25 protein-coding genes are annotated in these 23,650 nt (G+C 63.8%); 11 read left to right on the top strand and 14 right to left on the bottom strand.

The window, feature by feature from the left end; genetic code table 11:
- The first annotated feature begins 177 nt into the window (after positions 1–177).
- Positions 178–1,203 (top strand): ATP-dependent 6-phosphofructokinase, encoded by a 1,026-nt coding sequence (locus OW521_RS16720; protein WP_268020728.1) that lies wholly within the window; start codon positions 178–180, stop codon positions 1,201–1,203.
- Between the two features lie 74 nt (positions 1,204–1,277).
- Positions 1,278–2,009: a GNAT family N-acetyltransferase gene (locus OW521_RS16715; protein ID WP_268020727.1), complete on the top strand. Its 732-nt coding sequence runs from the start codon at positions 1,278–1,280 to the stop codon at positions 2,007–2,009.
- 78 nt (positions 2,010–2,087) lie between these two features.
- Here OW521_RS16715 and OW521_RS16710 read toward each other — a convergent pair whose 3' ends face one another.
- The 7 genes from OW521_RS16710 to OW521_RS16680 form a co-directional block, all read right to left on the bottom strand.
- On the bottom strand, positions 2,088–3,629 hold the full coding sequence (locus tag OW521_RS16710) for a DHA2 family efflux MFS transporter permease subunit (protein WP_268020726.1): 1,542 nt from the start codon (positions 3,627–3,629) through the stop codon (positions 2,088–2,090).
- Between the two features lie 54 nt (positions 3,630–3,683).
- Positions 3,684–4,244 (bottom strand): PadR family transcriptional regulator, encoded by a 561-nt coding sequence (locus OW521_RS16705; protein WP_268020725.1) that lies wholly within the window; start codon positions 4,242–4,244, stop codon positions 3,684–3,686.
- Between the two features lie 141 nt (positions 4,245–4,385).
- A complete protein-coding gene (locus OW521_RS16700) occupies positions 4,386–4,799 on the bottom strand; it encodes an ankyrin repeat domain-containing protein (RefSeq protein ID WP_268020724.1) in 414 nt (137 codons plus the stop codon).
- Positions 4,796–5,881, bottom strand: coding sequence for a CAF17-like 4Fe-4S cluster assembly/insertion protein YgfZ (gene ygfZ, locus OW521_RS16695; protein WP_268020723.1), 1,086 nt, complete (start codon positions 5,879–5,881; stop codon positions 4,796–4,798). Before ygfZ ends, OW521_RS16700 begins: the two co-directional genes overlap by 4 nt.
- 22 nt (positions 5,882–5,903) lie before the next feature.
- Entirely contained in the window at positions 5,904–6,626 is a 723-nt protein-coding gene (locus OW521_RS16690) for a flavodoxin family protein (protein WP_268020722.1), read from the bottom strand.
- A gap of 105 nt (positions 6,627–6,731) precedes the next feature.
- On the bottom strand, positions 6,732–7,331 hold the full coding sequence (locus OW521_RS16685) for an FABP family protein (RefSeq protein ID WP_268020721.1): 600 nt from the start codon (positions 7,329–7,331) through the stop codon (positions 6,732–6,734).
- A gap of 166 nt (positions 7,332–7,497) precedes the next feature.
- On the bottom strand, positions 7,498–8,232 hold the full coding sequence (locus OW521_RS16680; protein ID WP_268020720.1) for a permease: 735 nt from the start codon (positions 8,230–8,232) through the stop codon (positions 7,498–7,500).
- A 303-nt stretch (positions 8,233–8,535) separates the two neighbouring features.
- Between OW521_RS16680 and OW521_RS16675 the strand changes: the two genes are divergently transcribed.
- From OW521_RS16675 to asd, 8 genes are all read left to right on the top strand, one after another.
- Positions 8,536–9,234 (top strand): winged helix-turn-helix transcriptional regulator, encoded by a 699-nt coding sequence (locus OW521_RS16675; RefSeq protein ID WP_265979258.1) that lies wholly within the window; start codon positions 8,536–8,538, stop codon positions 9,232–9,234.
- A 249-nt stretch (positions 9,235–9,483) separates the two neighbouring features.
- Positions 9,484–10,455 (top strand): mycothiol synthase, encoded by a 972-nt coding sequence (gene mshD / locus OW521_RS16670; RefSeq protein ID WP_268020719.1) that lies wholly within the window; start codon positions 9,484–9,486, stop codon positions 10,453–10,455.
- A 103-nt stretch (positions 10,456–10,558) separates the two neighbouring features.
- Positions 10,559–12,808 (top strand): RNA degradosome polyphosphate kinase, encoded by a 2,250-nt coding sequence (locus tag OW521_RS16665; RefSeq protein WP_268020718.1) that lies wholly within the window; start codon positions 10,559–10,561, stop codon positions 12,806–12,808.
- Positions 12,809–12,820: 12 nt separating this feature from the next.
- On the top strand, positions 12,821–13,789 hold the full coding sequence (locus OW521_RS16660; protein ID WP_268020717.1) for an NUDIX hydrolase: 969 nt from the start codon (positions 12,821–12,823) through the stop codon (positions 13,787–13,789).
- 18 nt (positions 13,790–13,807) lie between these two features.
- Positions 13,808–14,611, top strand: a complete 804-nt coding sequence (locus tag OW521_RS16655; protein ID WP_326493969.1) for a thymidylate synthase — start codon at positions 13,808–13,810, stop codon at positions 14,609–14,611.
- Positions 14,608–15,195: a dihydrofolate reductase gene (locus OW521_RS16650; protein ID WP_268020716.1), complete on the top strand. Its 588-nt coding sequence runs from the start codon at positions 14,608–14,610 to the stop codon at positions 15,193–15,195. Before OW521_RS16655 ends, OW521_RS16650 begins: the two co-directional genes overlap by 4 nt.
- Positions 15,196–15,197: 2 nt before the next feature.
- Positions 15,198–15,419 (top strand): NF038396 family protein, encoded by a 222-nt coding sequence (locus tag OW521_RS16645; RefSeq protein ID WP_268020715.1) that lies wholly within the window; start codon positions 15,198–15,200, stop codon positions 15,417–15,419.
- A 107-nt stretch (positions 15,420–15,526) separates the two neighbouring features.
- Positions 15,527–16,666, top strand: coding sequence for an aspartate-semialdehyde dehydrogenase (gene asd, locus OW521_RS16640; protein WP_268020714.1), 1,140 nt, complete (start codon positions 15,527–15,529; stop codon positions 16,664–16,666).
- 81 nt (positions 16,667–16,747) lie between these two features.
- On the opposite strand, the gene OW521_RS16635 is transcribed toward asd, so the two are convergent.
- Entirely contained in the window at positions 16,748–17,866 is a 1,119-nt protein-coding gene (locus tag OW521_RS16635) for a winged helix DNA-binding domain-containing protein (RefSeq protein ID WP_268020713.1), read from the bottom strand.
- Positions 17,867–17,975: 109 nt separating this feature from the next.
- Between OW521_RS16635 and OW521_RS16630 the strand changes: the two genes are divergently transcribed.
- Positions 17,976–18,446, top strand: coding sequence for a hypothetical protein (locus tag OW521_RS16630; RefSeq protein WP_268020712.1), 471 nt, complete (start codon positions 17,976–17,978; stop codon positions 18,444–18,446).
- 17 nt (positions 18,447–18,463) lie between these two features.
- On the opposite strand, the gene OW521_RS16625 is transcribed toward OW521_RS16630, so the two are convergent.
- The 6 genes from OW521_RS16625 to OW521_RS16600 form a co-directional block, all read right to left on the bottom strand.
- Positions 18,464–19,531 (bottom strand): UDP-N-acetylmuramate dehydrogenase, encoded by a 1,068-nt coding sequence (locus OW521_RS16625; RefSeq protein WP_268020711.1) that lies wholly within the window; start codon positions 19,529–19,531, stop codon positions 18,464–18,466.
- 53 nt (positions 19,532–19,584) lie between these two features.
- Positions 19,585–20,907, bottom strand: a complete 1,323-nt coding sequence (locus OW521_RS16620; protein ID WP_268020710.1) for an MFS transporter — start codon at positions 20,905–20,907, stop codon at positions 19,585–19,587.
- The gene (locus OW521_RS16615) at positions 20,904–21,341 is read right to left on the bottom strand and encodes a MaoC family dehydratase (RefSeq protein WP_268020709.1); all 438 of its coding nucleotides are present in this window, start codon (positions 21,339–21,341) and stop codon (positions 20,904–20,906) included. The genes OW521_RS16620 and OW521_RS16615 overlap by 4 nt, the downstream gene beginning before the upstream one ends.
- A gap of 2 nt (positions 21,342–21,343) precedes the next feature.
- Positions 21,344–21,793, bottom strand: a complete 450-nt coding sequence (locus OW521_RS16610; RefSeq protein WP_268020708.1) for an FAS1-like dehydratase domain-containing protein — start codon at positions 21,791–21,793, stop codon at positions 21,344–21,346.
- 64 nt (positions 21,794–21,857) lie between these two features.
- Complete coding sequence (locus OW521_RS16605) at positions 21,858–23,357, bottom strand: FAD-dependent monooxygenase (protein WP_268020707.1); 1,500 nt, start codon at positions 23,355–23,357, stop codon at positions 21,858–21,860.
- A gap of 30 nt (positions 23,358–23,387) precedes the next feature.
- The gene (locus OW521_RS16600) at positions 23,388–23,615 is read right to left on the bottom strand and encodes a DUF3188 domain-containing protein (protein ID WP_268025928.1); all 228 of its coding nucleotides are present in this window, start codon (positions 23,613–23,615) and stop codon (positions 23,388–23,390) included.
- Between the last annotated feature and the right edge of the window lie 35 nt (positions 23,616–23,650).

Below are 23,650 nucleotides of genomic sequence, written 5' to 3'. Positions count from 1 at the left end.
CTGGTCTTTTACCCGGTACTTAAGCTCGGCTCTCGGGCGAGATTTCCATGCTGTTTCAAAAGTCTCATCCCAGGCGCCGGTCATGGTTTGTGTCCCACCCCACATTGCCGCCTACAATCGTTGTGAGCTCAGCGTGGCGCTCTACACGTATACCTCCTAGCCAGGATTTGAGCCTTCATGAAAATTGGAATCCTTACCAGCGGTGGCGACTGCCCCGGACTCAACGCGGTTATCCGTGGCGCCGTCCTCAAGGGGATTGCCATTCACGGCCAGGAATTCGTCGGTTTCCGGGACGGTTGGCGAGGCGTCGTGGAGGGCGATGTCATCGACATTCCCCGCACCATGGTCCGCGGTATCGCCAAGCAGGGTGGAACCATCCTCGGCACGTCCCGCACCAACCCGTTCGAAAACGGCGGCGGGCCGGATGTCATCAAGGCCCACATGGACCGCCTCGGCATCGACGCCATCATTGCCATCGGCGGCGAAGGCACCTTGGCTGCCGCCAAACGCCTCACCGACGCCGGGTTGAAAATCGTTGGTGTTCCCAAGACCGTGGACAACGACCTCGACGCCACCGACTACACCTTCGGTTTCGATACCGCAGTCCAGATCGCCACCGAGGCCATCGACCGGTTGCGCACCACCGGAGAATCGCACCACCGCTGCATGATTGCCGAGGTCATGGGCCGCCACGTGGGCTGGATCGCCCTGCACGCGGGCATGGCTGCCGGCGCGCACGCCATCCTGATCCCCGAACAGAAGGTCAGCATCGAGCAGATCACCGAGTGGGTCCAGGAGGCCCACGACCGTGGCCGCGCACCCTTGATTGTTGTTGCCGAAGGCTTTGTCCCCGACCACATGGAAGCCCCGCACTCCGAGCGCGGGCTCGATACTTTCGGCCGGCCCCGCCTGGGCGGCATCGCGGACCAGCTGGCTCCGGAAATCGAAGCCCGGACCGGGATCGAAACCCGCGCCACGATCCTGGGCCACATCCAGCGCGGCGGCGTCCCGTCGGCGTTTGACCGCGTCCTGGCCACCCGTTTGGGCATGGCCGCCATTGATTCCGTGGTGGAAGGGCGCTGGGGAACCATGGTGGCCCTGAAAGGCACGGACATCGAGCACGTGGGCTTCGAAGCTGCCCTGGGCAGGCTCAAGACCGTTCCGCAGAACCGCTACGACGAAGCCGCGGTCCTGTTCGGCTAGGCCGGATCCGGAAAAGGGCAGCAGGCGGCGCCTGCTGCCCTTTCCTTTTCGTGGAACTGCCTAGACTCGATGTCATGGAACTTGATGCGGGATCGGCCGAAATTGTGCTGCTGGCCTGGGCCCGGCATTTAGGGTTCGACGACGAAGCCTTCAGTTTCGTCCCTGGCTCACCTGCGGCCCGCCTCGGGGAGCGGTTGGTCCGGGAAGACGAGGACGCTGAATCCATCACCTTCGTGCGGCTCTTTGGCCGCTCCGCCCTGGTGGCTCCGGCATGGGCGGTGGCTGCCGCCGTCGAGCTCTCGGACGATCAGCTGAGCGAGCATTCCGCGTTGTTGCGACTCAGCCGCGAGCACGGGGGCCATGGCCTCGGAACATCCGCGTTGCTCTTCGCCGACGACCTTCCCCTCTTCCAACCCGGAGGCGAGGTCACTGTGTCCCACGGCCATCCCGAGGCGATCGATTTGGAGGGCAGATGCCCTCCGGACGACGTCAATGAAGTCCACCTTTCAAGGATGGAGCACCATTTCACGGTGATGGATGGCAACGATCCGGGCCGCCAACCCGTGGCTTGCGGAGCCTACGCCGAATGGCAGGGGATCCTCGCGGATATGGGCGTCCTGGTGCCGCCGGAATTGCGCCGGCAAGGGCTGGGGACTTTGGCCGCCTCGATCGCGGCCCACGAGGCCCTTGCCTCCGGCCTGACGCTGCAATGGCGAACGGCTCTGGACAACCGCGGGTCGCTCGCCTTGGCGCGGAGGCTTGGATTCGTCGACGGCGGTATCCAGACTTCCGTGCTGCTTCGCTAGCGCCCTCTCTCTGCCGCGAACTGGCAGACGATGCCCGCGAAATCGAATTTTGAGGCATGTGCTGCCAGCTCGCGCGGGCTAACGGCTCCCCTGGCCGCCGTCCTGCGAAACGGTCTCAGGTTTGACCTCGGGAACACCCGCCGGGGAGCCCCAACCCTGGACGGCTTTGGGTTTGCCGAACAACAACGCTGCTACTGCCCCCAGCAGGATCGCGAAGGCCGGCAGCAAGACCGACTGGCTCATCGCCGTCGAGAAGCCGCCATGTAGGAATTCAGGCAACTTCCCGGCGAATCCACCCTCGCCGGCCGGGGCGGCACCTGGAGGAGCCGCCGGCAGCTCGGCCGCGAGCCGGGACTGGATCAGGGCAGCAATCGCGGCCGACCCCAGTACCGCACCGATCTGGCGTGTCGTGTTGAAAACACCGGAACCGGCGCCCGCAGAGCGCGGCGGGAGGTTGCGGGTGGTGGCGTTGGAGACCGGGCCCCAGATGAAACCGTTGGCCACACCCTGGAGGGCGCTGGGCAGCAGGAACATCCAGATGGGAGTGTCCGGCTTCAAGAGCGTCGAGGTCCAGAAGAGTGCCCCGGACAGGCAGACGAGGCCGAATGCGGCGAACCACCGCGGGTTGATCCGGTCGATCAGCTTGCCAACGAAAGGCGCCAGCGCTCCGGAGATCACGGCCATGGGGATCATGAGCAGCGCGGACTGCGTGGGAGTCAGTCCGCGGACCACCTGGTAGTAGAAAATGGTGGGCAGCGGGAACGCAGTGATGGTGAACCCCACCGCCATGATGGTGGTGTTGCCCAGCGAGAAGTTACGGTCCTTGAACAGTCCCAGGGGCAGCAAGGGCTCACCGCCGCGGCGCTCAAGCAGCCACTGCCACAGGACAAACACGGCCAGGACAACAAGGCCCGTGATGATCAGGCCCCACACCGTAATGGTTCCGGTAACAGTGCCCCACTTGTAGCTCTGGCCCTCTTGGATGCCGAAGACCAGCAGGAACATGCCTGCGGCGGACAGCAGCACACCCACGACGTCGAACTTGTGGCTGTGTGTGGTCAGCTTCGGGACCAGGCGGGTCACGAGGACGAACGCGACGATGCCGATGGGAACATTGACGAAGAAGATCCACTGCCAGCCGAGGCCGTCAACCAGCACGCCGCCGAGGATCGGGCCCACGAGGATGGCCATACCGGCGGTGGCTCCCCAGAGGCCCATGGCTGCGCCACGGCGGTCCGGCGGGAAGATGCGGGTGATGACGGCCATGGTTTGCGGAGTCATCATGGCAGCGCCGATGCCCTGAACCACCCTGGCCGTGATCAGCGTGCCGATGTCGTCTGAAAGCCCGCACCACAGCGAAGCAAGGGTGAAGACGACGAGGCCGATCAGGTACAGGTTCTTGGGCCCGAACCGGTCACCGAGCCTGCCGGTGATCAGCAACGGAACCGCGTACGCGAGGAGGTAAGCGCTCGTCACCCAGATGACGGCGTTGATATCGGTGTGGAGGCCCTCCATGATCCGCGGGTTCGCCACGGAAACGATGGTGGTATCGATCAGGATCATGAAGAACCCGACCACGAGGGACCACAGTGCGGGCCACGGTTTAGTTACGTTTTCCATGGGATTCCTTTGACTGTGCTGAATTTCTTGCAAGATGGTGCGTTGGAGGGGCAGTTACCATGGCAACTGCCCGCTGCGGAGATCATTCTGGAAGCCGCGGATCCAGTCGATTTCCGTACGCAGCATTGACTGTTGGTACTTGATATCTATCCAGAACTTCGGCTCGACGCCCTTGGCGGCGACTGCTTCTTCACCGCGAAGCAGGAAGTCGAGTTGGTTTTGCAGGTTCGCTACCCGGTGGTCAAGGAGTTCGAGCACGACGCCGGAGGGCAGGTTGTGTGCCTCGGCTATCGCGTGGGGGAAGCTCGGGTATTCGTTCACGGGTTCGGCCAGCATGTCCTGGAGGCGCTCGGTCAACGCCTCCCGGCCAGCTCCGGTGATCCGGTAGGTTGTGCGCTCAGGCCGGTTGCCGGCGCGGTCAATACCAGTCGCCTCGACAAAGCCACTCTCTTCCAGGCGCCCCACTGCGTGGTAAAGCGTCCCCGGCCGCACCTTTACCAAGCGATCCTCGTGGCGCGCCATCAGGAGCTGGTACATCTCGTAAGGGTGCATGGGTGCCTCGACAAGGAGGGCAAGTGCAGCGACCCCAAGTGGAGTCAGTGCGGCTCGTGCCATTTTTTCATCCTCCGTGCGAACTATTCCACAACAACTATTCCACATGGAATATTAGACCGCAAGGCAGCCGCCACGAGACAGCCACCAAGCGAGGGCGAGGCCCGGCGGCCCTCCCTGGCCTGCTATCCGGGCGTCCCTGGCCTATCCAAGCAGCGCGAGAATATCGGTGCGAGCAAACATCCGGGCGGCGTCGCGCGCTGTGGGGACTCCGGCGTCCGGATCTGCTCCAGCGTCAATGAGCACCCGGGCTACCTCCGTATAGCCCTTGAAAACCGCACCCGCCAGCGGCGTCTGGCCGCGGTCATTCGCGGCGTTCGCGTCGGCACCGTGGTAGAGCAGAAGCTGAACGGTCTCAGGGTGGCCGTGGTACGCCGCCAGCATCAGGAGTGAATCACCCGCGGCATTGCTCATTCCGGCAGGCGCACCTGCGTTGAGGTAGCTGCGCAAGAGCTCGGAGTTGCCCTCCCTGGCGGCATCGAGCAACGCATGCGCCAAGGCGATCGCCTCCTCATCGACACCCGTCGTCTGGGCTTCATCGCCCGTTGTTTCGCTCATCGGTGGGGTCCCTTCAGGAATCCGGTCTGGCGTCCCACCACCTGTCCGGCGTCGGGCGCAACGATTACCTCCTGGGCGGCCGGATAGGGTTCCTCACCATCCAGGACGGTCAGCACTTCCTGCGGATCCACAGACCGCTTGATGAGCGCCAGCCCCACCGCTCCCATTTCGAAGTGCTGGGCCACGGAAGTCAGCGTACCTACCTTGCGTTCCCCGGCAAATACGACGCTGCCCGGCGCCGGGAGGGTGTGCTGCGAGCCGTCCAGTTGCAGGAAGACAAGCCGCCGGGGCGGGTGTCCCAGGTTGTGGACGCGGGCGATGGTTTCCTGGCCCTTGTAGCAGCCTTTGTTCAAATGGACCGATGTCCGCAGGAGATCGAGCTCGTGCGGGATGGTCTTCTCGTCCGTCTCCGCGCCAAGCCGGGGACGCCACGCGGCAATGCGAAGGGCCTCCGCAGCCAACGAGCCAGCGAGGGCCATTCCATCGACGGCCGCTTCAAGCTCGCCCGCGGGAATGAGGTACTCGAACCACGGCCGTTCAAGACCGGGATGGGAGCTTTCCTCCACCACGCTGTACGAATAGCCGCCGACGCCGATATGCGGCCACGGATCCTCCCAAACGAGCCGTCCGGACCAGGCGTCAACCGCCTTGGTTGAACCGACGACGGCCCAATCGGCCGATACATCAGCCACTTCGACCCGCAACATGAATCGCATCTTGTTGAGCCACTCCGCCAGCGGGGCAGCCTCGGCGGCTTCGACCAGCAGCCAGGTGGTCTCGCCGTCGTCCACCACGCGGGCGTCAAACTCAATGCGGCCCTGGATGGTGAGGAGCAACAGTTCGCTTGAGACACCTGGCTGGAGATTGGTCAACTGCTGCGAGGACAGCGTGTTGAGCCAGCTGAGACGGTCCGGTCCAGTGACCGTGACAACCCCACGATAGGAAAGATCGACGACGGCGGTGCCGGCGGCCAGCGCGCGCTGCTCCCGCAGGGGTTCGCCGTAGTGGGCCGCGACGCCGGAGTCCTCGCCGCCGCCTTCTACAGCTCCGGGGCGCGACAATAGGGGGCTCTTGTAAGTCATATGTAGTAGAAGTCCTTGGGGCTCAGCGGTATTCCGGGTTTTCAAAATCGAAGCGTGTGCCGGCTTTCCACTCCTCCGGGAGGTTGCCGTAGGCGGGAATGCCGCCCACGTCCTTGAGCATCCGCGCGTAGTGGAGCAGGTTCCAGGTCATAAACGTGGTGTTCCGGTTGGTGAAGTCGCTCTCCGGGCCACCGGAGCCTTCGTCGAGGTAGCTTGGGCCAGGACCGACGGCGCCGATCCAGCCGGCATCGGCCTGTGGCGGAATGGTGAAGCCGACATGCTGAAGGCTGTACAGGACGTTCATGGCGCAATGTTTGATGCCGTCCTCGTTGCCGGTAATCAGGCAGCCGCCGACTTTTGGATAGTAGGCCCACTGGCCTTTGCTGTTGAGCTGGCCCGAATGGGCGTAGAGACGTTCGATGAGCTTCTTGGTCTGGGAGGAGTTGTCGCCGAGCCAGATGGGGCCGGCCACCACCACGATGTCGGCTTCCAGCACCGCCGGATAAAGTTCCGGCCATTCGTCCGTGGCCCATCCGTGTTCGCGCATGTCGGGATACACGCCGGCAGCGACGTTGTGGTCCACGGTGCGGATGACGCGGGTGCTGACTCCCTGCTTCTCCATGATGCGCCGGCTGATGGCTATCAGGCCGTCGGTATTGCTCACCTGTGGGGATGGCTTGAGCGTCCCGTTGAAGAACACAGCCTTGAGATCGTCATAGCTGGCAGGTTTTGCTGCTTCGTTCACTTGCTGCTCCCTTGCTGGATCGAGCTGCGAAACGGGACGTTCAGTGGGACCTTTTTAGGTGGACCTTGAAGCTCAATGCGACTTGAAGCCAGCGAACCGGCTCTCCTAGGAGAGCTTGTTCAGAAAAGCCGAAGCATGGGCCTCGAGCGACTTCCCCGGAGTGGACACATCCCAACGCCACAGCAAGTTGCCGTCTACCAGACCGAAAATGCGTGTGGCCGCAGTGTATTCCTTGGAGTGGCCGCCACGCATCACCATGTCTGTGCTCATCTGGATCTGCGGCCCCTTGATCTGGCCGTAGTACAGCTCGCTGATACCGCCGGGGTGGGCGATCGACACCGAGATATCGAACCCGCCGTCAGCGTTCCGGTGGGCCTCGACGTCGTCGGCAGTCTTCAACGCCGGGACAATATCCGCGGGGATCAGGCCCGGACCGCCGTCGGCGTCAATCATTTTCCGCTCCAGCGCCCAGAAGCCGGTCTCCACCGTCAGTGGCCTCAGCTTGGTGCCGTCCTCGTCAGTGAGCCAGCTTTCGGCGCGGTACTCCAGGTACGGCAGGCCGTGATGCGTGAAGGAGACGTGCTGGATGAAATGATCCGAGTCTTCGTCGCCGCTTCCAAGCCGTCCCCGGCCTTCCCACTCGCCAATGAGCCAGGAAAGGGGTACCAGTTCGGGTGTCAGGTCTGAAGGGATTTCGATGGGCACAGCAACTACCTCAGTGGACCAGAAGGTACAGAAGCTCTACTTCTGGCCCTTGAAGAGACGGTAAACGACAAAACCGGCAAACCACGCCATCGAGAGGCTGGCCAAGCCGAGGAGGACAAGGAAGAAGATTTCAAATGCAAGTACGGACATGATGCCATCCTAACCGTTAGTAGATGAGTAGTTTGTCGATGAAGTAGCACAGGGCACCAACCGCCCAGACGGGCGCGACGCCCATTCCCAGGACGGCCGGGAAGTTCAGGCGGCCGAGTCGCAGCGTGACCATCCGGCGGAAACTGACCAAGATCGAGCCGATGACGACACCCACGACGATCGCGGGCACAATCGAAATATTGGAGAACACCAGGCCGGCCAATGGAGCCACCAATCCGGCCGCGACGATGCCCAAAGGCGCCACAACCCGGTCCGGCCAGCGCAAGAGTCCGGCGAGAAGGGCAACCGCGGCACTCAGGCCGGCAACCAGCACCATTTCCTTGATGCCGTTGAACCGTGAACCCGCAATCCAGCCTGCTCCGAGGCAGCTCAACAACACGCCTGCGCAACTGCCGAGGGTGGATTCAAGCCGCTGCGCTTGACCCGTTCCGCGGATTAGTTGCACGACGAACACCGCGATCACGCCGGCCGCGATGAAGGCGGGAGTCGCGTCGAGGAAGCCGGGGGCCGGGATGAAACCGGCAGCCACGGCTGAAGCGGCACCGCTCAACCCGATCACCGCGGCCAGGGTCTTTTTGGCGGGAACCGCTAGAAAATGGGGCCATCCGATGCCGACGGCGGCCGACGCCGCGATTCCGACGCCCACCAGGCCTTCCGGGGGACCGTATGTGCTGGCCACGATAACCGCGAGGGCCACGAGGCCGACCACCCCGATACTCCAAGACTTCACTGTGCCCCTGACCTCGCTGTGTCCTCGACCCTCACTGCGGACCCCGCGGGGCGCCGTTTCGCTCCACGCAGCGACCAACCTCTTGCCAATCCTGCCTTATGCAGCCGAAATATGTCGCAAACAGGGGTTGAAGGTGTCACGAATCCCTGACGTTGCATGGGCGTTTAGGTATACTCGGTTGTCAACAGCGCTTCTTGTTGCAACGCTTCCGTTACAACGGAACCTCGCCCCTTGAGCAGCTACCGGCCGGTGGAAACCCGGTTCAGACGCCCGATGATGCGCGGACCGCCCATTGGAGGAACTATGTCGCACATCCTGCTTCTGACGAACAGCACCGGGTCGTCGGTAGACATCCTGCCTGCCTTGGAATTATTGAACCACCGGGTCCACATCCTCCCGGCAGAACCGACGGCACTGCTCGAAACCGATCCCACCGACGTCGTTTTCCTTGATGCCCGCAAGGACCTTGTCGGGGCCCGCTCCTTGACCCAATTGCTCAAGGCCACGGGCCTGAGCGCCCCCCTCATCCTGATCCTCACTGAAGGCGGCATGGCTGCCGTCTCCTCTGCATGGTCCGTGGATGACATCGTCCTCGATTCTGCGGGTCCGGCCGAAGTCGAGGCCCGGATCCGCCTGGCGATGGCGCGCGCCGTCCCCGGCGAAGAGGAAACCAACACCGAAATCCGCGCGGCCGGCGTCGTGATTGACGAGGCAAGCTATACGGCCCGGGTGAACGGACAGCCGCTCAACCTGACCTTCAAGGAATTCGAGCTCTTGAAGTACCTGGCGCAGCACCCGGGCAGGGTCTTCACGCGTCAGCAGCTCCTCACGGAAGTATGGGGCTACGACTACTACGGAGGCACCCGCACCGTGGACGTCCACGTGAGGCGCCTGCGTGCAAAGCTGGGCGTGGACCACGAAAACCTGATCAGCACGGTACGCAACGTTGGTTATCGGCTGACGCTGGTCCGTTTGCAAGAAGATGAACTCACGGAAGCCTGAGTTTCCGCAGCAAAAGAAAGGCCCGGACTCACTGAGTCCGGGCCTTTCCTTTGCCGACTGTTCCCGGCTTGCGCCGGTTGTCAGCTTGAGTGGAGGACATACGGGTCGAACGTATCGCGGCCACCCCACTGGTGGATCCCCCTCGCTTCCAGCTTCTCAAAGCCGGACGAGTTATAGACCTTACACGGCCGAGGTAGTGCCCGCAAAATCCATCCCGCCAAACCGGCCGCGGACGTATAGCCTTGCAACATGAGCCCTGCGCACCCGGAGAACTGGCCCGTCCTCGTCGTCAAAGGCGCCTCGGATCGCGAGTTGTTGAGAGACATCAAGACTCTCGCCGCAGCCGCGGAGGAGTCGGACGGCAATCCCCCCTTGTCCGAACAAACCTTGGTCATGCTGCGTGGAGCCGACGCCGGCGACCACTCGTTGCTCACGCTTGCCCTGTATGCCCCGGACGAGCAGTCCGATCCCGCAAGCGGCCAGGATCTGGCGGGAATCGCCGTCGTCGTTGAAGCGGACGACGGGACCGGAGTCCTGGAAATGGCCGTCCACCCCAGTTACCGCAACCAGGGAGTCGCCGGCAGGCTGTTGGACGCGCTCCGCGACGGCCGCGGGCTTTCAGGGCTGAGTGCCTGGTCCCACGGGAACCATGAGGCCGCCGCAGACCTCGCCGCCCGCTACGGCTACGGTCCGGTGCGTGAACTGTGGAAGATGCGGCTCATGTCCTCCACCGCTGAAATGCCCGACGCCGGACTGCCCGAGGGAGTCTCGCTGCGCGCCTTTGTGCCGGGGCAGGATGAGTCCGCGTGGCTGGCTGCCAACAGGGCAGCTTTTGCGCATCATCCCGAGCAGGGGTCCCTGACCAGGGCCGACCTCGACGCCCGCATGGCTGAGGACTGGTTTGACCCCGCAGGCTTCCTGCTCGCCGTGAACACAGCCGGGGAATTGCTCGGCTTTCATTGGACCAAGGTTCACCCCCGGCAAGGACCCCATCCGTCGATCGGAGAGGTCTATGTAGTAGGTGTGACGCCCGCGGCCCAAGGCTTGGGGCTTGGCAAGGCGCTCACTGTCGCCGGGATCAGGTACCTCCAGAGCCACGAGCTTCACTCCGTGATGCTGTACGTGGACGCCGACAACACCGCCGCGGTTGCCCTTTACCAGAAGCTGGGCTTCGTGCGCTGGGACGTCGACGTCATGTATGCACCGTTGGCCCGGAAGTAGCCGGAACCAAGGCTCATCCGAAAGGATAGGACATCTAGGATTCCGGCACGTGGAATCCTTGTAGGGTTGAAGCAAACCCCCGCGCTGAACGAAGGAGAGCCCGATGAATCCGGACCCGGTCGGAACAACCAGAACCGAGGTCAAGGGCGCAACCTTGCCTCCGCGCTTCGGTTCTTCCGAAGTCCCGGCGGCGCGGGCCACTCAGGACCGCATCGACATTCCGGAATTTGCCCCTTCCCTGGAACCGGAAGGCGACATCACCCCGGACCGTTTCCTGGATCGCGAACTTAGCTGGCTTGCCTTCAACTCGCGCGTTCTTGAGCTCGCCGAGGACCCGGATCTTTTCCTGCTGGAGCGTGTCAACTTCCTCTCGATCTTTGCCTCAAACCTGGATGAATTCTTCATGGTGCGCGTTGCCGGCCTGAAGCGCCGCATCGCAACCGGGCTCGCGGTGCCCTCCCCCGCCGGGTTGAGCCCCATCGAAGTCCTCGAGCAGATCGGCGAGGCCGCCCACAAGCTGCAGGAACGGCACGCCCGGGTGTTTGCCGAGCAGATCCGCCCCGCTTTGGCCTACGAGCACATCCACCTGATGCGCTGGGACGAACTCGACGACGAAGCGCAGCACCGCTTGAGCATCATGTTCGGCGAGAAGGTCTTCCCGATCCTCACCCCGCTCGCCGTCGATCCCGCCCACCCGTTCCCCTACATTTCCGGCCTTTCCCTGAACCTGGCAGTGATTGTCCGCAACCCCGTGAGTGACAAGGAACTGTTCGCGCGCGTCAAGGTTCCGGACCAGCTGCCCCGCCTTGTCTCGATCGACGGCCCGCGGGCCGGCGCAGTCCCGGGCCGGGTGGCACGCTTCATCGCCCTCGAAGAGGTTATTGCGGTTCATCTGGACAAGCTGTTCCCCGGCATGGAAGTCATGGAGCACCACAGCTTCCGCGTGACCCGCAACGAGGACGTTGAGGTTGAAGAGGACGACGCCGAGAACCTCCTGCAGGCGCTTGAGAAGGAACTGCTGCGCCGCCGCTTCGGCCCGCCCGTCCGGCTCGAGGTCACCACGGATATCAACCCGAACATCCGCGCGCTCCTGGTGCGGGAACTCGGCGTCGAGGAGTCCGAGGTCTACTCCGTTCCAGCACCCCTGGACCTCCGTGGACTTTCGGTCATCGGTGGAATCGACCGCGCCGACCTTCACTACCCGAAGCACGTGCCCCACACCTCGCGGTACTTGAACGAATCAGAGACCTCCAAGGCCGCCAACGTCTTCGCGGCCATGCGCCGCCGCGACATCCTGCTGCACCACCCGTACGACTCGTTCTCGACGTCGGTCCAGGCCTTCCTGGAGCAGGCGGCCGCCGACCCAAAGGTCCAGGCCATCAAGCAGACCCTGTACCGCACCTCCGGGGACTCGCCCATCGTTGACGCCCTGATCGACGCCGCCGAGGCCGGCAAGCAGGTCCTTGCACTCGTGGAGATCAAGGCCCGCTTCGACGAGCAGGCCAACATCTCCTGGGCCCGCAAGTTGGAGCAGGCCGGCGTGCACGTTGTGTACGGCATCGTGGGACTCAAGACTCACTGCAAGTTGTCCTTGGTAGTCCGCCAGGAAGTGGACGGCCTGCGCCGCTACTGCCATATCGGAACGGGCAACTACCACCCGCGCACGGCCCGTTACTACGAGGACCTGGGCCTGCTGACCTCGAACGAGCAAGTGGGCGAGGACCTGTCCAAGCTCTTCAACCAGCTCTCCGGATACGCTCCCAAGTCCACGTTCAAGCGGCTTCTTGTGGCGCCACGCTCGGTGCGGTCGGGGCTGATCGACAGGATCGAGACTGAGATACGCAACGCCCGCGCAGGAATCGCCGCCAAGGTCCAGATCAAGGTCAACTCCATGGTGGACGAAGCCACCATCGACGCCCTCTACCGGGCGTCGCAGGCCGGGGTAAAGGTTGATGTCATTGTCCGTGGCATATGCTCGCTGCGTCCCGGAGTACCTGGACTAAGCGAAAACATCACGGTTCGTTCCGTGCTGGGCCGCTTCCTGGAGCACTCACGCGTGTTTGCCTTCGCGAATGCCAACGACCCCGTGGTCTACATCGGCTCCGCGGACATGATGCACCGTAACCTCGACCGTCGGGTCGAAGCCTTGGTGCAGCTCGCCAACCGCGAAGACACAGCCGAGGTCATGGACCTGTTGCGCCGTTACCTGGACCCGGGTACTGCAAGTTGGCATCTCAACAACGAAGGTCACTGGACCAGGTTCCACCAGGCCGAAGACGGCACGCCGCTATTGGACATTCAGTCCTGGTTGCTTGCCTCACGGTCCCGCCAACGTGCAGTCGCCCGGCGGTAGGCAGAGAAAAAGTTGAAGAGCGATACACCCATTGCAGATCAGACGGACCATCCCGGGGAGCCCATCGACGTAACGGCGGCAGGGGCGATTCCCTGGCGCGTCACCAAGGGGGCCCTTGAGGTCCTGCTGATCCATCGGCCCAAGTATGACGATTGGTCCTGGCCCAAAGGCAAACTCGACGTCGGGGAAACCATCCCGGAATGCGCCGTCCGCGAGATCAGGGAAGAAATCGGCCTCGATGCGGCCCTCGGAATCCCATTGCCCCCCACTCACTACCACGTGGCAGCGGGACTGAAAGTGGTGCACTACTGGGCCACACAGGTCAACGGCTCCGTCATCAAGCCGGATGGCGAGGAAGTGGACGCCTACATGTGGGCCGCGCCGGACAAGGCCGCCCGGTTCTTGAGCAACCCCACGGATGTGAGCCCGCTCCAGGCGCTAGCGAAGACCCACCTGAATGGTGAGCTAGAGACATGGCCGCTGATTCTGGTGCGGCATGCCAAAGCCAAGCCACGGTCTTCCTGGACCAAGGCCGAAGGCAGCAGGCCCTTGGCGGCCACGGGCCTGCGGCAGGCGCTGGCGGTAGAGCGGCTTCTGGGCGTGTGGAAGCCTCTCCGGATCGTGAGCAGTCCGTGGGCAAGGTGCGTATCCACCATCGCACCGTACGCCAAGGCGGCCGGAGCCAAAGTGAAACTTGTGGAGGCCCTGACGGAGCACAATCACCAGCGGAGCCCCAAGAAGACATCAGCCGTCGTCGAGGGCTTGTTCGACAAGCAGCGTGCGGTTGCCTTGTGTACCCACAGGCCGGCACTCCCCACCATTTTGAAGAAGCTCGGCGAGCGCATGGGCCCGGAGCTTCACGAGATCCTGCCTGCCCAGGACCCCTACCTGGCCCCTGGCGAGATGATCGTGTGCCACGTGGCCCGGGGAAACGGCCAGCGCGTGGTGGCCGTGGAGCAGATCAAGCCCTTCGACGACTGACTCCAGTAAGCTGGGTGCGTGAGCATCCCAACCCCATATGAAGACCTCCTGCGCGATGTCATGGCCAACGGCACGCACAAGTCGGACCGCACGGGCACCGGCACGCGGAGCGTTTTCGGCCGCCAGCTGCGCTTCGATCTGAGCCAGGGTTTCCCGCTCATGACCACCAAGCGTGTGCACTTCAAATCGCTCGCGCTGGAGCTTCTGTGGTTCCTCCGCGGTGAATCCAACGTCAAGTGGCTCCAGGAACAAGGCGTCACCATTTGGGATGAATGGGCAGACGCCGACGGCGAACTCGGCCCGGTCTACGGCGTGCAGTGGCGCAGCTGGCCGACCCCCGATGGCGGACACATTGACCAGATCGCCGAACTCATGAAGGGCCTCGCAGCCAACCCGGATTCCCGCCGTCACATCGTCTCGGCCTGGAATGTTTCCGAAATCAAGGACATGGCCTTGCCCCCATGCCACGCGTTCTTCCAGTTCTACGTCGCCGACGGCAAGCTGTCCTGCCAGCTGTACCAGCGCTCGGCAGACATGTTCCTCGGCGTCCCCTTCAACATCGCCTCTTATGCCCTGTTGACCTGCATGGTTGCCCAGCAGCTCGATCTTGAGCCCGGCGACTTCGTCTGGACCGGAGGGGACGTCCACGTCTATGACAACCACGTGGAGCAAGTCACGGAGCAACTCTCCCGGGAGCCCTACGAGTATCCGAAACTGCGCTTCAACCGCAAGCCGGACTCAATCTTCGACTACACCTTCGAGGACTTCGAGGTAGTCGGGTACCGCCACCATCCTTCCATCAAGGCGCCAGTGGCGGTATGAGCACCCAGGAAAATCCCCCTCCGGAGACACCTTCCTCCAAGGAGGCCGCGGAAGCGATGACCGGCATCGGCCTTGTGTGGGCGCAAACAGCCAGCGGCGTGATCGGCAAGGGCGGGACCATGCCCTGGCACGTCCCTGAAGATCTGAAGCACTTCAGCGCGCTGACAACAGGGCATCCGGTCATCATGGGCCGCAAAACCTGGGAGTCGTTCCCCGCGAAGTACCGGCCCTTGCCCGGCCGCACCAATATTGTGGTGACCCGGCAACAGGGCTGGTCGGACTCGCCCGACGCAACTGGCGCCGTCGTCGTCTCCTCCCTTGACGCCGCCCTGCTCGAGTCCCAGTTCGCACCTGGCGGCCAGAACGTCTGGATCATTGGTGGCGGCGAAATTTACCGGCAGTCCATGGACATCGCGAATGTCGCCATCGTCACGGTCATCGATGCCGACATCGACGGCGACACTTTCGCGCCGGAGTTCGGCGAGGCCTGGGATCTTGAGTCGACGCGGCCCGCAGAAGGCTGGCTCACCTCCAAGAACGGCACCAACTACCGGATTGCCACGTGGCGCCGGACGGAAGACTGAGAATGCTGAAAAAACCTGAGACCCTGTTCGTGCTTGGCTACATGTTGTTGCCACTGTTCGCGCTGCTGTCCGCGATTATCGGCCTCACCATGATCTTGGGTGGCAACAAGATCCTGGGGATCATCGTCCTGGTAGTGGTGACCCAGGTCTTCGCCTTTGGCGCCTTCTACGCCCTGCGCGCCCGCAAGGCAGCCCTGCTTCAGGAGCCCGACTTGCCCAAGTAACTCGCAGTAGGTGTCGTTTTGAGCCACCAAAACGACACTTACTGCCAGTCAGTTGGGTCCGGGTCACGGAGTGGGTGTCGGGAGCCGCGAAAGTCTAGACTAGTCCAATGACTACAGCAGCTAATCCGTCCGTTGGACTGGTCGGTTGGCGTGGCATGGTCGGCTCCGTCCTGATGCACCGCATGCAGGAAGAGGGCGACTTCGCCAACATCAACCCGGTATTTTTCTCCACCTCGAACGCTGGAGGTGCCGCGCCGTCTTTTGCTGACGGCGCAGGCAAGCTCGAGAACGCGTTCGATATTGAGACGCTTGCCAAGCTGCCGATTATTGTCACCGCCCAGGGAGGCGACTACACCAAGCAGGTCCACGGCGAGCTGCGCAGCCGCGGCTGGGATGGGCTTTGGATCGACGCCGCGTCCACGCTGCGCATGAACGACGACTCCATCATTGTCCTGGACCCCATCAACCGCGACGTCATCGACGCAGGCCTGTCCAGCGGCGTGAAGGACTACATCGGCGGCAACTGCACCGTCTCCTGCATGCTCATGGGCCTCGGCGGCCTATTCAAGAACAACCTGGTCGAATGGGGTACCTCCATGACCTACCAGGCGGCCTCAGGCGGCGGTGCCCGCCACATGCGCGAACTGCTCAACCAGTTCGGCACCCTCAACAACGAAGTCAGTAGCGAACTGGATGATCCCGCCTCGGCGATTTTGGAAATCGACCGCAAGGTTCTGGCTGCCCAGCGCTCCGGGGTCGACGCCACCCAGTTCGGCGTGCCATTGGCCGGCTCCCTGATCCCGTGGATCGACGCCGACCTCGGCAACGGACAGTCCAAGGAAGAGTGGAAAGCCGGGGTGGAAACCAACAAGATCCTCGGCACTGGCAACGGCACCGGCCGGGACTATGTGGTCATGGATGGCCTCTGTGTCCGTATCGGCGCCATGCGCTCCCACTCCCAGGCACTGACCCTCAAGTTGCGCGAGGACCTGTCCGTCGCTGAAATCGAGAAGCTCCTGGACGCTGACAACGAGTGGGCCAAGGTTGTGCCCAACACCAAGGAAGCCTCCATGTCGGATCTCACCCCGGTGGCTGCCTCGGGCACCTTGGAGATCCCCGTGGGCCGTATCCGCAAGCTCGAGATGGGCCCTGAGTACATCAGCGCCTTCACCGTGGGGGACCAGCTCCTTTGGGGTGCAGCCGAGCCGCTGCGCCGCATGCTGAAGATCGCTACCGGCACCCTCTAGGCGCCCGCACCTAACGTCCTAGGCCCGTCATCCGGTCGCTGCCCGCGACTGCATGGCGGGCCATCGGTGTCTTAAGACTCCTCAACTCTGCATGAACCTCAGGTACTTCGCGGCCTGGAGCTCGAAGGAACGCCTGGCCGCCGGGGTCAGGCCTTTCGAGGCGAACGGTTCAGGCTCGACGCCGGCGCTTCGGCCGGTGCCGCTGCGCGACCAAGTGCCCACCACTTCGCCGCCGGATACGATCATCCGCTTGAAAACACCGTTGCCGCCCGGGACGACCTTCTGGGAATGCTCCGGGGGCAGGACAAGGCTGCGGTCCGTATACCCCAGCAGAAATTCATCGAATCCCGGCAAGGCGAGGACCGTACGCGAGCCCGGAACGCCGTCGTCGAGCAGTGCTGCCGTCTGGGGCGACATCCAATAGGACGTTCCCCGGAAGACGAGCTCAACAAGTTGGCCGCGAATAGCCTCATGGGCTGCTCGGACTTCGGCTTTGGGGATCTGAGTCCACCACGCGAAGTCCAAGAGCGTGGCCGGTCCGTGGCTTCGCAGGTACCTGAGCAGGAATTCGGCGATCCCCTCTTCGCGGCCCAATGCCCTGGATTCCGGAATCCACTCATCGAATGCAACGAACAGTTGCTGCCCGAGCGCTTTACCTGCCGTGCCCGCCGGGGGTCCTTGGACAAGCCAAGCGTTCTGGCACAGAATCCAGAGCAAATGGATGCCGCGTTGGGCCACGGTCACTTGGCCAGCGGATTCGAAGATCTTGAAAAGTTCCTCGCGCGTGGCGCCTGGACTCCCGGCGACGCGTTCAAGGGCAAGGTCCCGGCACGTGGCGACGTCGGCCTCTTCGATGCCGAGCTCCCGGTGCCGTGCGGCCACCGAGCGCATGGAACGATCTGTGGTGATGTCCAGGATCCAACGCAAGTCCCGCGGTGGAACCAGGTGCAACGTGCCGCGCATGGGCCACGACCGGACCACTGTGCCGTTCTCCAGCGCTTCCAACACATTCGAGAGGCCGGAACCGGGGACTCGCTGCCCCACCGCCCAGAACGCCGAGGCGAGGTCTTGAGCCTGCATGGCGCCCATCCTGGACACGCACTCCTCCACGCTGCTGAATCCACCGAGCAAACCCTGGCTGGCCAAGCGCAGCCTACCCATGACTTTGGGAGTGACGCGGATCTTCGCCGAAGCTGTCATGGGCCCATCATAGGACGCACGGCGGACAGCTTCGGTCCGCAATGACAAGCAGGAGGAACTCCCATCCCGCTCACAGGGGCCTTCCAGCGGGCCCTCCTACTCTGAAGGAATGCTGTTCGGTGATTTGGGTCCGCTGCTGCGGCCGCTCAGCCGGCGGTTAGCGGCCGCAGGTTGGTGCGCTGCCGCCGTCGGGCTTGTCTGCGGACTGGCCATAGCCGTCGGTGCCGGAGTGCGATTGTCGCCGTCCATGCAGACCGTCCAAGAGGTGGGCCTCGCCGCCACCGGCGCTGCGGCCCTCCTCCTCGGCCTTGCCGCCGCGTACCAGCCGTCGTCCGGCGGGCAGGCTGACGATCCAGAATCGGGGTTCCAGGCAGGCGCCGCAGATCAGGTACGCAGCTTCCTGTTTGCCGCCGTCGTCATGCTGCTCGGCGTTATAGGCTTCGCTGCCGCGGGCTGGATTTCGCCCGGCGGCCCGTCGCCGCAGAGCATAGCGTTCAGCCAGATCTTCCTTCTGGGGGCGGCAAGCTGCGGGCTGACGTTCCTGTTGCTCAACAAGGTGCTTCCCACCGGAAAGCGCTGAGCGCTTCCTAGCAGGCCCTAAAGGGCCAAACCGATCAGCAGCGGTTCCGGATGCAGTTCAATGCCAAAGCGTTCGACGACGCCGCGGCGCACCTCGCGCGCGATCGCCACCATGTCTTCCGCACTGGCTCCTCCCCTGTTGGTGATGGCGAGGGTGTGTTTGGTGGAGAGCGAGGCACGTCCGCCGGACACGCTCGCGGGGTCAAGTCCGAAGCCTTTGCCGAAGCCGGCCTGGTCGATCAGCCAAGCTGCCGACAGTTTCACCAGACCATCGTTTCCAGCCGGGTACTGCGGTGCCCCCTCGGGCAAAGATGCAGCCGCCGCGGCCGGAACAATCGGGTTGGTGAAAAAGGAACCGGTGGAATACGTGTCCCTGTCCGAAGCGTCGAGGACCATGCCCTTGGAGGCACGCAGGCGCAGGACTTCACGCCGGACATCGTTGGAGTATGCGCGCTTCCCGGCCTCAACCCCGAGGGACCGGGCCAGCTCTGCGTACCGGATGGGGGCGCTCATGCGTCCGAGCGGCAGCTGGAATTCCACCGTCAGCACCACGTAACGGGGTGAGCCCTCGGCAGTGGTCTGTTTCAGGATGGAGTCCCGGTAGCCGAACTTGAGCTCTGAGTTGGTGAAGGTTTGCACCGCGTTGCGTTCGCGGTCCCAGGTGCGGACGGCTGCGATGGTCTGAGAGACGTCTGCACCGTAGGCGCCCACGTTCTGCACGGGAGTAGCACCTGTGGCTCCGGGGATGCCTGAGAGGGCCTCCAGCCCGGACCATGCGTGCAGCACGGAATGTTCCACGAGGGCGTCCCAGTTGTGCCCAGCCTGGACCACCACCGAGACTCCTCCGCAACTATCCTCCGAGCTGACGGTGAATCCCTGTGACGCGATCTTGAGCACGGTGCCCGGGTAACCGGCGTCGGAGATCAGCAGGTTGGATTCCCCACCGATGATGAGCAGGTTCTCGCCGGCCGCATCCGCCGAACGGACGGCGTCGATGATTTCCTCTTCGGTGCGGGCTTCCACAAAGGTGCCGGCAGGGCCGCCAACGGCGGCCGTGGTCAGTTCAGAGAGCATCGTCTGGGTCACCAAACAAGCCTAGCGGGGATTGCTTGCCCCAGCCGACTCAGGGGCGCGCTGGCTCAGGGATGGGCTGGCTCAGGGGCGCGCTTCCGCGAGACGGGCGCCAGGAAGAAACTCGCGACGAGCAGGACCAGGACAGCGAGCAATGAATGCAGGATGCCGAAGTGCTCCGCCAGCAACCCCAACAGCGGCGGACCGCAAAGGAAAGCCCCATAGCCAATCGTGGAGACAACGGAAACCCGGGCCGCGGCGTGCGTTGGATCGTCCGCGGCGGCCGACATACCCACCGGGAAGCCCAAGGAGGCACCGAGCCCCCAGATGGCCAGGGCCGCGAAGGCGAGCCACGGCACCGGGGCAAAGACAAAGAGTGCCAGACCGACTACGGCCGTGGCAGAACACCAACGCATCACCGGGACGCGGCCGAAGCGATCCAAGACCACAGTCCCGGCGAAGCGTCCCACTGTCATGAACGTCACGAAGATTCCATAACCCACGGCTCCGGCAGCATCGGATTGACCGTGGCCATCGGCCAGCGCCAGGGCCACCCAATCCCCTGCTGCGCCTTCTGCCAGGGCGAGCCCCAGGACGAGCAGTCCGAGCAGGAGGGTCCGGCGTTCGCGCCAGGCCCGGGCCACCATGCGCTTGCTGTCCAGCGGTTCGGCCGGTTTCTGCTGGCCGGGCTGGATGATGGGCAAGGGGCCGGTTGAAGGATCTTCAAAGGTGTCCGGCTTTTCGGGCTTGAAGGCCTTTGCGGTACCTCGTGCTGTGGAATGGCGTGCGGCGTCCGCTCGGAACCAGGCGGCCGCGGTGACTACGGAGACGGCGACCACCATGCCGGCCGCAGCCAGATGCCAAAAGACCGGCAGGCCAGCTGCGGCGGCCCAAGCACCAAGTCCTGCCCCCGCAACGGTGCCCAGGCTGAACGATCCATGGAGACGCGGCATGATGTGCCGCTCAAGCGCGCGTTCCAGCGAGGCTCCCTCTACATTGGATGCCGTGTTCCAGCTGGCTGTGCCGAGGCCGATCACCATGAGCCCGGCCGCCACCACCACCGGGTTTGCCAGCACGGACGTGCCAAAACCGGCGACCGCCAGGCCGACGCCCACCATGGCGCCGCCGATCCGGGTGGTCAACCGTGATCCCAGCCGGATCACGATCACTCCGGACGCGGAGACGGAAACGAACGATGCCACCGTCATGCACATCAGCAGAAGGCCGACGGTGCCAGGTGTCAGGTTCAGTCCATCGCGGATCGCCGGCAACCTGGACACCCAGGAAGAGAAAGCCAGGCCGCTCGCGCCGTACGCAACCACCACAGCATTGCGCCACCGCGACAATTCCGCCGCGGTGGCGCGTGGTGCTGACTGTTGCAGCCTGCTCAAGCGAGCTTCACAACGGCCTGGGATTTCATCAGGACTTTCTGGCCGCCAAAGGTGACGGTCAGGTCGATGCGGGCGGTGCGGGCATCGGCGTCGAGCGCTCCCACCACGCCGGAAACCTCAATCACCGCGCCGGGCTCACTTGTACCAGTAGTATCTGCGACCAGCACCGGTTTGGTGAAGCGCGTCTGGTAGTCGACGACGGCGGCAGGGTCGCCGGCCCAGTCGCTCACCAATTGCACGGCGGAACCCATGGTGAACATGCCGTGGGCGATGACTCCGGGAAGTTCGACGCCGGTAGCGAAGGATTCGTTCCAGTGGATCGGGTTGAAGTCGCCGGACGCGCCCGCGTACTTGACCAGGTCCTGGCGGGTAACCTCAATGCTGCGGGTACCGATTTCCTGCCCGACGGTGAGTTCTTCAAGTTTCAAGCTCATGGCTACTGTCCCTCTCCGCGGACCAGGATGGACGAGGTGGTGGTGGCGACCCTTTCGCCGTCCACCGTGGTAATTTCCGAACGGGTGGTGATCATGGCCCCGCCGCCCATGGCGCGGACGCCGTCGACGTGCAGTTCGGCCCGCAACTGATCCCCGGCAATAATCGCGCGGTGGTGCGTGAAACGCTGGTCTGCGTGGACCACGCGGCTGAAGTCAATCCCGGAATCGGGGTCCTCGATCAACTGGGCATCGGCCCGCTGGGCAACGATGATGGCGAAGGTCGGCGGGGCGACGAGGTCGCTGTGCCCCAGGGCTTTGGCGGCTTCGACGTCGAAGTGGGCGGGGTGGGTGGCTTTCACGGCCCGGGCGAACTCCCGGATCTTTTCGCGGCCGACGTCGTACACCTCTGCGGCAGGGTAGCTGCGGCCCTGCAAGTCCGGGTTAATAGTCATGGTCCAACCCTATCGGCCCGGGACGTGTCTCCACCTAACAGAATGATCGTCGAAACCGGCGCTACTACGCCGCGGTAGGCGGTCCGAACCACGTGGCCAGCGCGTCAGCGAGGCCCAGCTCGGTACCGTCTCCCACCCAGGCAACATATCCGTCCGGTCGAACCAACACGGCGGTCGGAGCCGTGACCACCCCGAGTGCCGGGAGCTCCCACACACCAAGGTATGTGGCCTCGATCAGCTGAACCCGATCTGCCCATGGAGTGATGTCGATGCCACCGGGCTCACCGAGGTTGAGGAGCATCGGACGGGCCTCGTGAAGAAAGGTGAAGACCCGCAGCGGGCCTTCGGAGGTCGCCAGTTCGAGATCGGGCATTCGGCGCCCGAGCAGCGGGTGTCCTTCGCTGAGGTCGTAGTGAATGTCCAAGCCTGACATCATCGCGGCGAATCGTCTGCGCGGCTCATCCATGCCCAGCAACTCGGAGATGGTTTCGCCCACGGCCTTCGTGCGTTCGTCCGGGCGGCGAAGCGCGACACTCGCCATCGTGTTGCGCAGCACGCGCGCAGCCACCGGGTGACGCTCCGCATGGTAGCTATCGAGGAGGCTTTCCGGCGACGTCCCCTTGACCACCCCGGCCAGCTTCCATCCCAGATTCACGGCATCCTGCACACCCGTGTTGAGGCCCTGTCCGCCGTCCGGGGCATGCACGTGTGCCGCGTCGCCGGCGAGAAGGACTCGTCTGTCGCGGTAGCTCGCGGCCTGCCGGGTCATATCGGTGAATCTGGAGATCCAGATAGGACTGTGGATCCCGTAATCCGTCCCGCATACGGCGATGAGCGCCTCGCTCAGGTCCTGAAGGGTGGGTTCAGTCGTGGCTCCGACGTGCTGTTCGGTCACCATGACCCCCACGGGCCCGCCATCCGCGTAGACCACCTTGCCGTCGAGAATCTTGTAATCCAGCTTGCCGAAGGAGTGGATGCCAAAGGCATTGGGGTGGACGCCCAATGGCGGCTGCTCGGCCATCTCGACCTGGGCGATCAGAGCGCTGGTGGTCGGATCCCACCCGGGGAACTCGATGCCGGCTGCTTTACGGACCAAGCTGCGTCCGCCGTCGCACCCGACGAGGTATTCCGCGCGCAACGCCTCGCCGTCGGACAGCTCGACGTCGACGCCGGTGCCGTCCTGCGCGAAACCGGTCACCTCACGTCCGTAATAGACCGGCACCGCCAGCTCGCCGACCCAGCCGGCCAGTATGCGCTCGATATGGTTCTGCCACAGCCCGAGCCCGTAGTTATGACGTGTGGGAAAGTCGCTGATGTCCAAGTGGACTCCGGCGAACCCCGCCACCTGGGCTACCTGCCCCTCCGACAGGAAGCGATCAGCAATTCCACGCTGATCGAGGACCTCGATGGTGCGCGAGTGCAAACCGCCTGCACGTGAGCCGGCGAGATCCTGGTTTGCACGCCGCTCGACAATGCCGACGTCGACGCCCGCCAAGGCCAGCTCGCCCGCCAGCATGAGCCCAGCGGGACCTGCTCCGACGATCACTACGGCATGCGCGGTCATCGCTACACTCCGGTCAGCATCATGGCTGGGTTACTTCTTCTGCAAACCCTTGCGGATCTGCTGCCCGCGGACCACCATGCCCACCACATGCAAGACCAGGCCGAGGCCGATCACGGCCAGCGAGGCTACCGCAAGCCCTTGGTTGTGGGAGGTGTTGCCGACAATCGTCAGGATGATTCCGACGGCGATAAGCCCCATCGCGCTGAAAACCAGCGTCTTGTAGGTGGTGGAGGCGGTGGCCCAGAATTCGTTCAGCACCACCCAAGTTTAGGCCACTCGCTCCCGATACCTTT

It is taken from the genome of Arthrobacter sp. MMS18-M83, from assembly GCF_026683955.1.
Classification (GTDB): domain Bacteria; phylum Actinomycetota; class Actinomycetes; order Actinomycetales; family Micrococcaceae; genus Arthrobacter.
Note: the sequence above shows the minus strand (reverse complement) of the source record. Positions and strands in the feature narration are given on the sequence as shown.

Bases quoted from the DNA above. Each gene is read 5' to 3' on its own strand.
- OW521_RS16610 (WP_268020708.1), bottom strand. From the start codon at position 21,793: ATGACTATTAACCCGGACTTGCAGGGCCGCAGCTACCCTGCCGCAGAG.
- OW521_RS16700 (WP_268020724.1), bottom strand. From the start codon at position 4,799: ATGAGCGAAACAACGGGCGATGAAGCCCAGACGACGGGTGTCGATGAG.
- OW521_RS16720 (WP_268020728.1), top strand. From the start codon at position 178: ATGAAAATTGGAATCCTTACCAGCGGTGGCGACTGCCCCGGACTCAAC.
- OW521_RS16710 (WP_268020726.1), bottom strand. From the start codon at position 3,629: ATGGAAAACGTAACTAAACCGTGGCCCGCACTGTGGTCCCTCGTGGTC.
- OW521_RS16650 (WP_268020716.1), top strand. From the start codon at position 14,608: ATGAGCACCCAGGAAAATCCCCCTCCGGAGACACCTTCCTCCAAGGAG.
- OW521_RS16665 (WP_268020718.1), top strand. From the start codon at position 10,559: ATGAATCCGGACCCGGTCGGAACAACCAGAACCGAGGTCAAGGGCGCA.
- OW521_RS16715 (WP_268020727.1), top strand. From the start codon at position 1,278: ATGGAACTTGATGCGGGATCGGCCGAAATTGTGCTGCTGGCCTGGGCC.
- OW521_RS16645 (WP_268020715.1), top strand. From the start codon at position 15,198: ATGCTGAAAAAACCTGAGACCCTGTTCGTGCTTGGCTACATGTTGTTG.
- ygfZ (WP_268020723.1), bottom strand. From the start codon at position 5,881: ATGACTTACAAGAGCCCCCTATTGTCGCGCCCCGGAGCTGTAGAAGGC.
- OW521_RS16630 (WP_268020712.1), top strand. From the start codon at position 17,976: ATGCTGTTCGGTGATTTGGGTCCGCTGCTGCGGCCGCTCAGCCGGCGG.
- OW521_RS16705 (WP_268020725.1), bottom strand. From the start codon at position 4,244: ATGGCACGAGCCGCACTGACTCCACTTGGGGTCGCTGCACTTGCCCTC.
- OW521_RS16605 (WP_268020707.1), bottom strand. From the start codon at position 23,357: ATGACCGCGCATGCCGTAGTGATCGTCGGAGCAGGTCCCGCTGGGCTC.
- OW521_RS16615 (WP_268020709.1), bottom strand. From the start codon at position 21,341: ATGAGCTTGAAACTTGAAGAACTCACCGTCGGGCAGGAAATCGGTACC.
- mshD (WP_268020719.1), top strand. From the start codon at position 9,484: ATGAGCCCTGCGCACCCGGAGAACTGGCCCGTCCTCGTCGTCAAAGGC.
- OW521_RS16675 (WP_265979258.1), top strand. From the start codon at position 8,536: ATGTCGCACATCCTGCTTCTGACGAACAGCACCGGGTCGTCGGTAGAC.
- OW521_RS16635 (WP_268020713.1), bottom strand. From the start codon at position 17,866: ATGACAGCTTCGGCGAAGATCCGCGTCACTCCCAAAGTCATGGGTAGG.
- asd (WP_268020714.1), top strand. From the start codon at position 15,527: ATGACTACAGCAGCTAATCCGTCCGTTGGACTGGTCGGTTGGCGTGGC.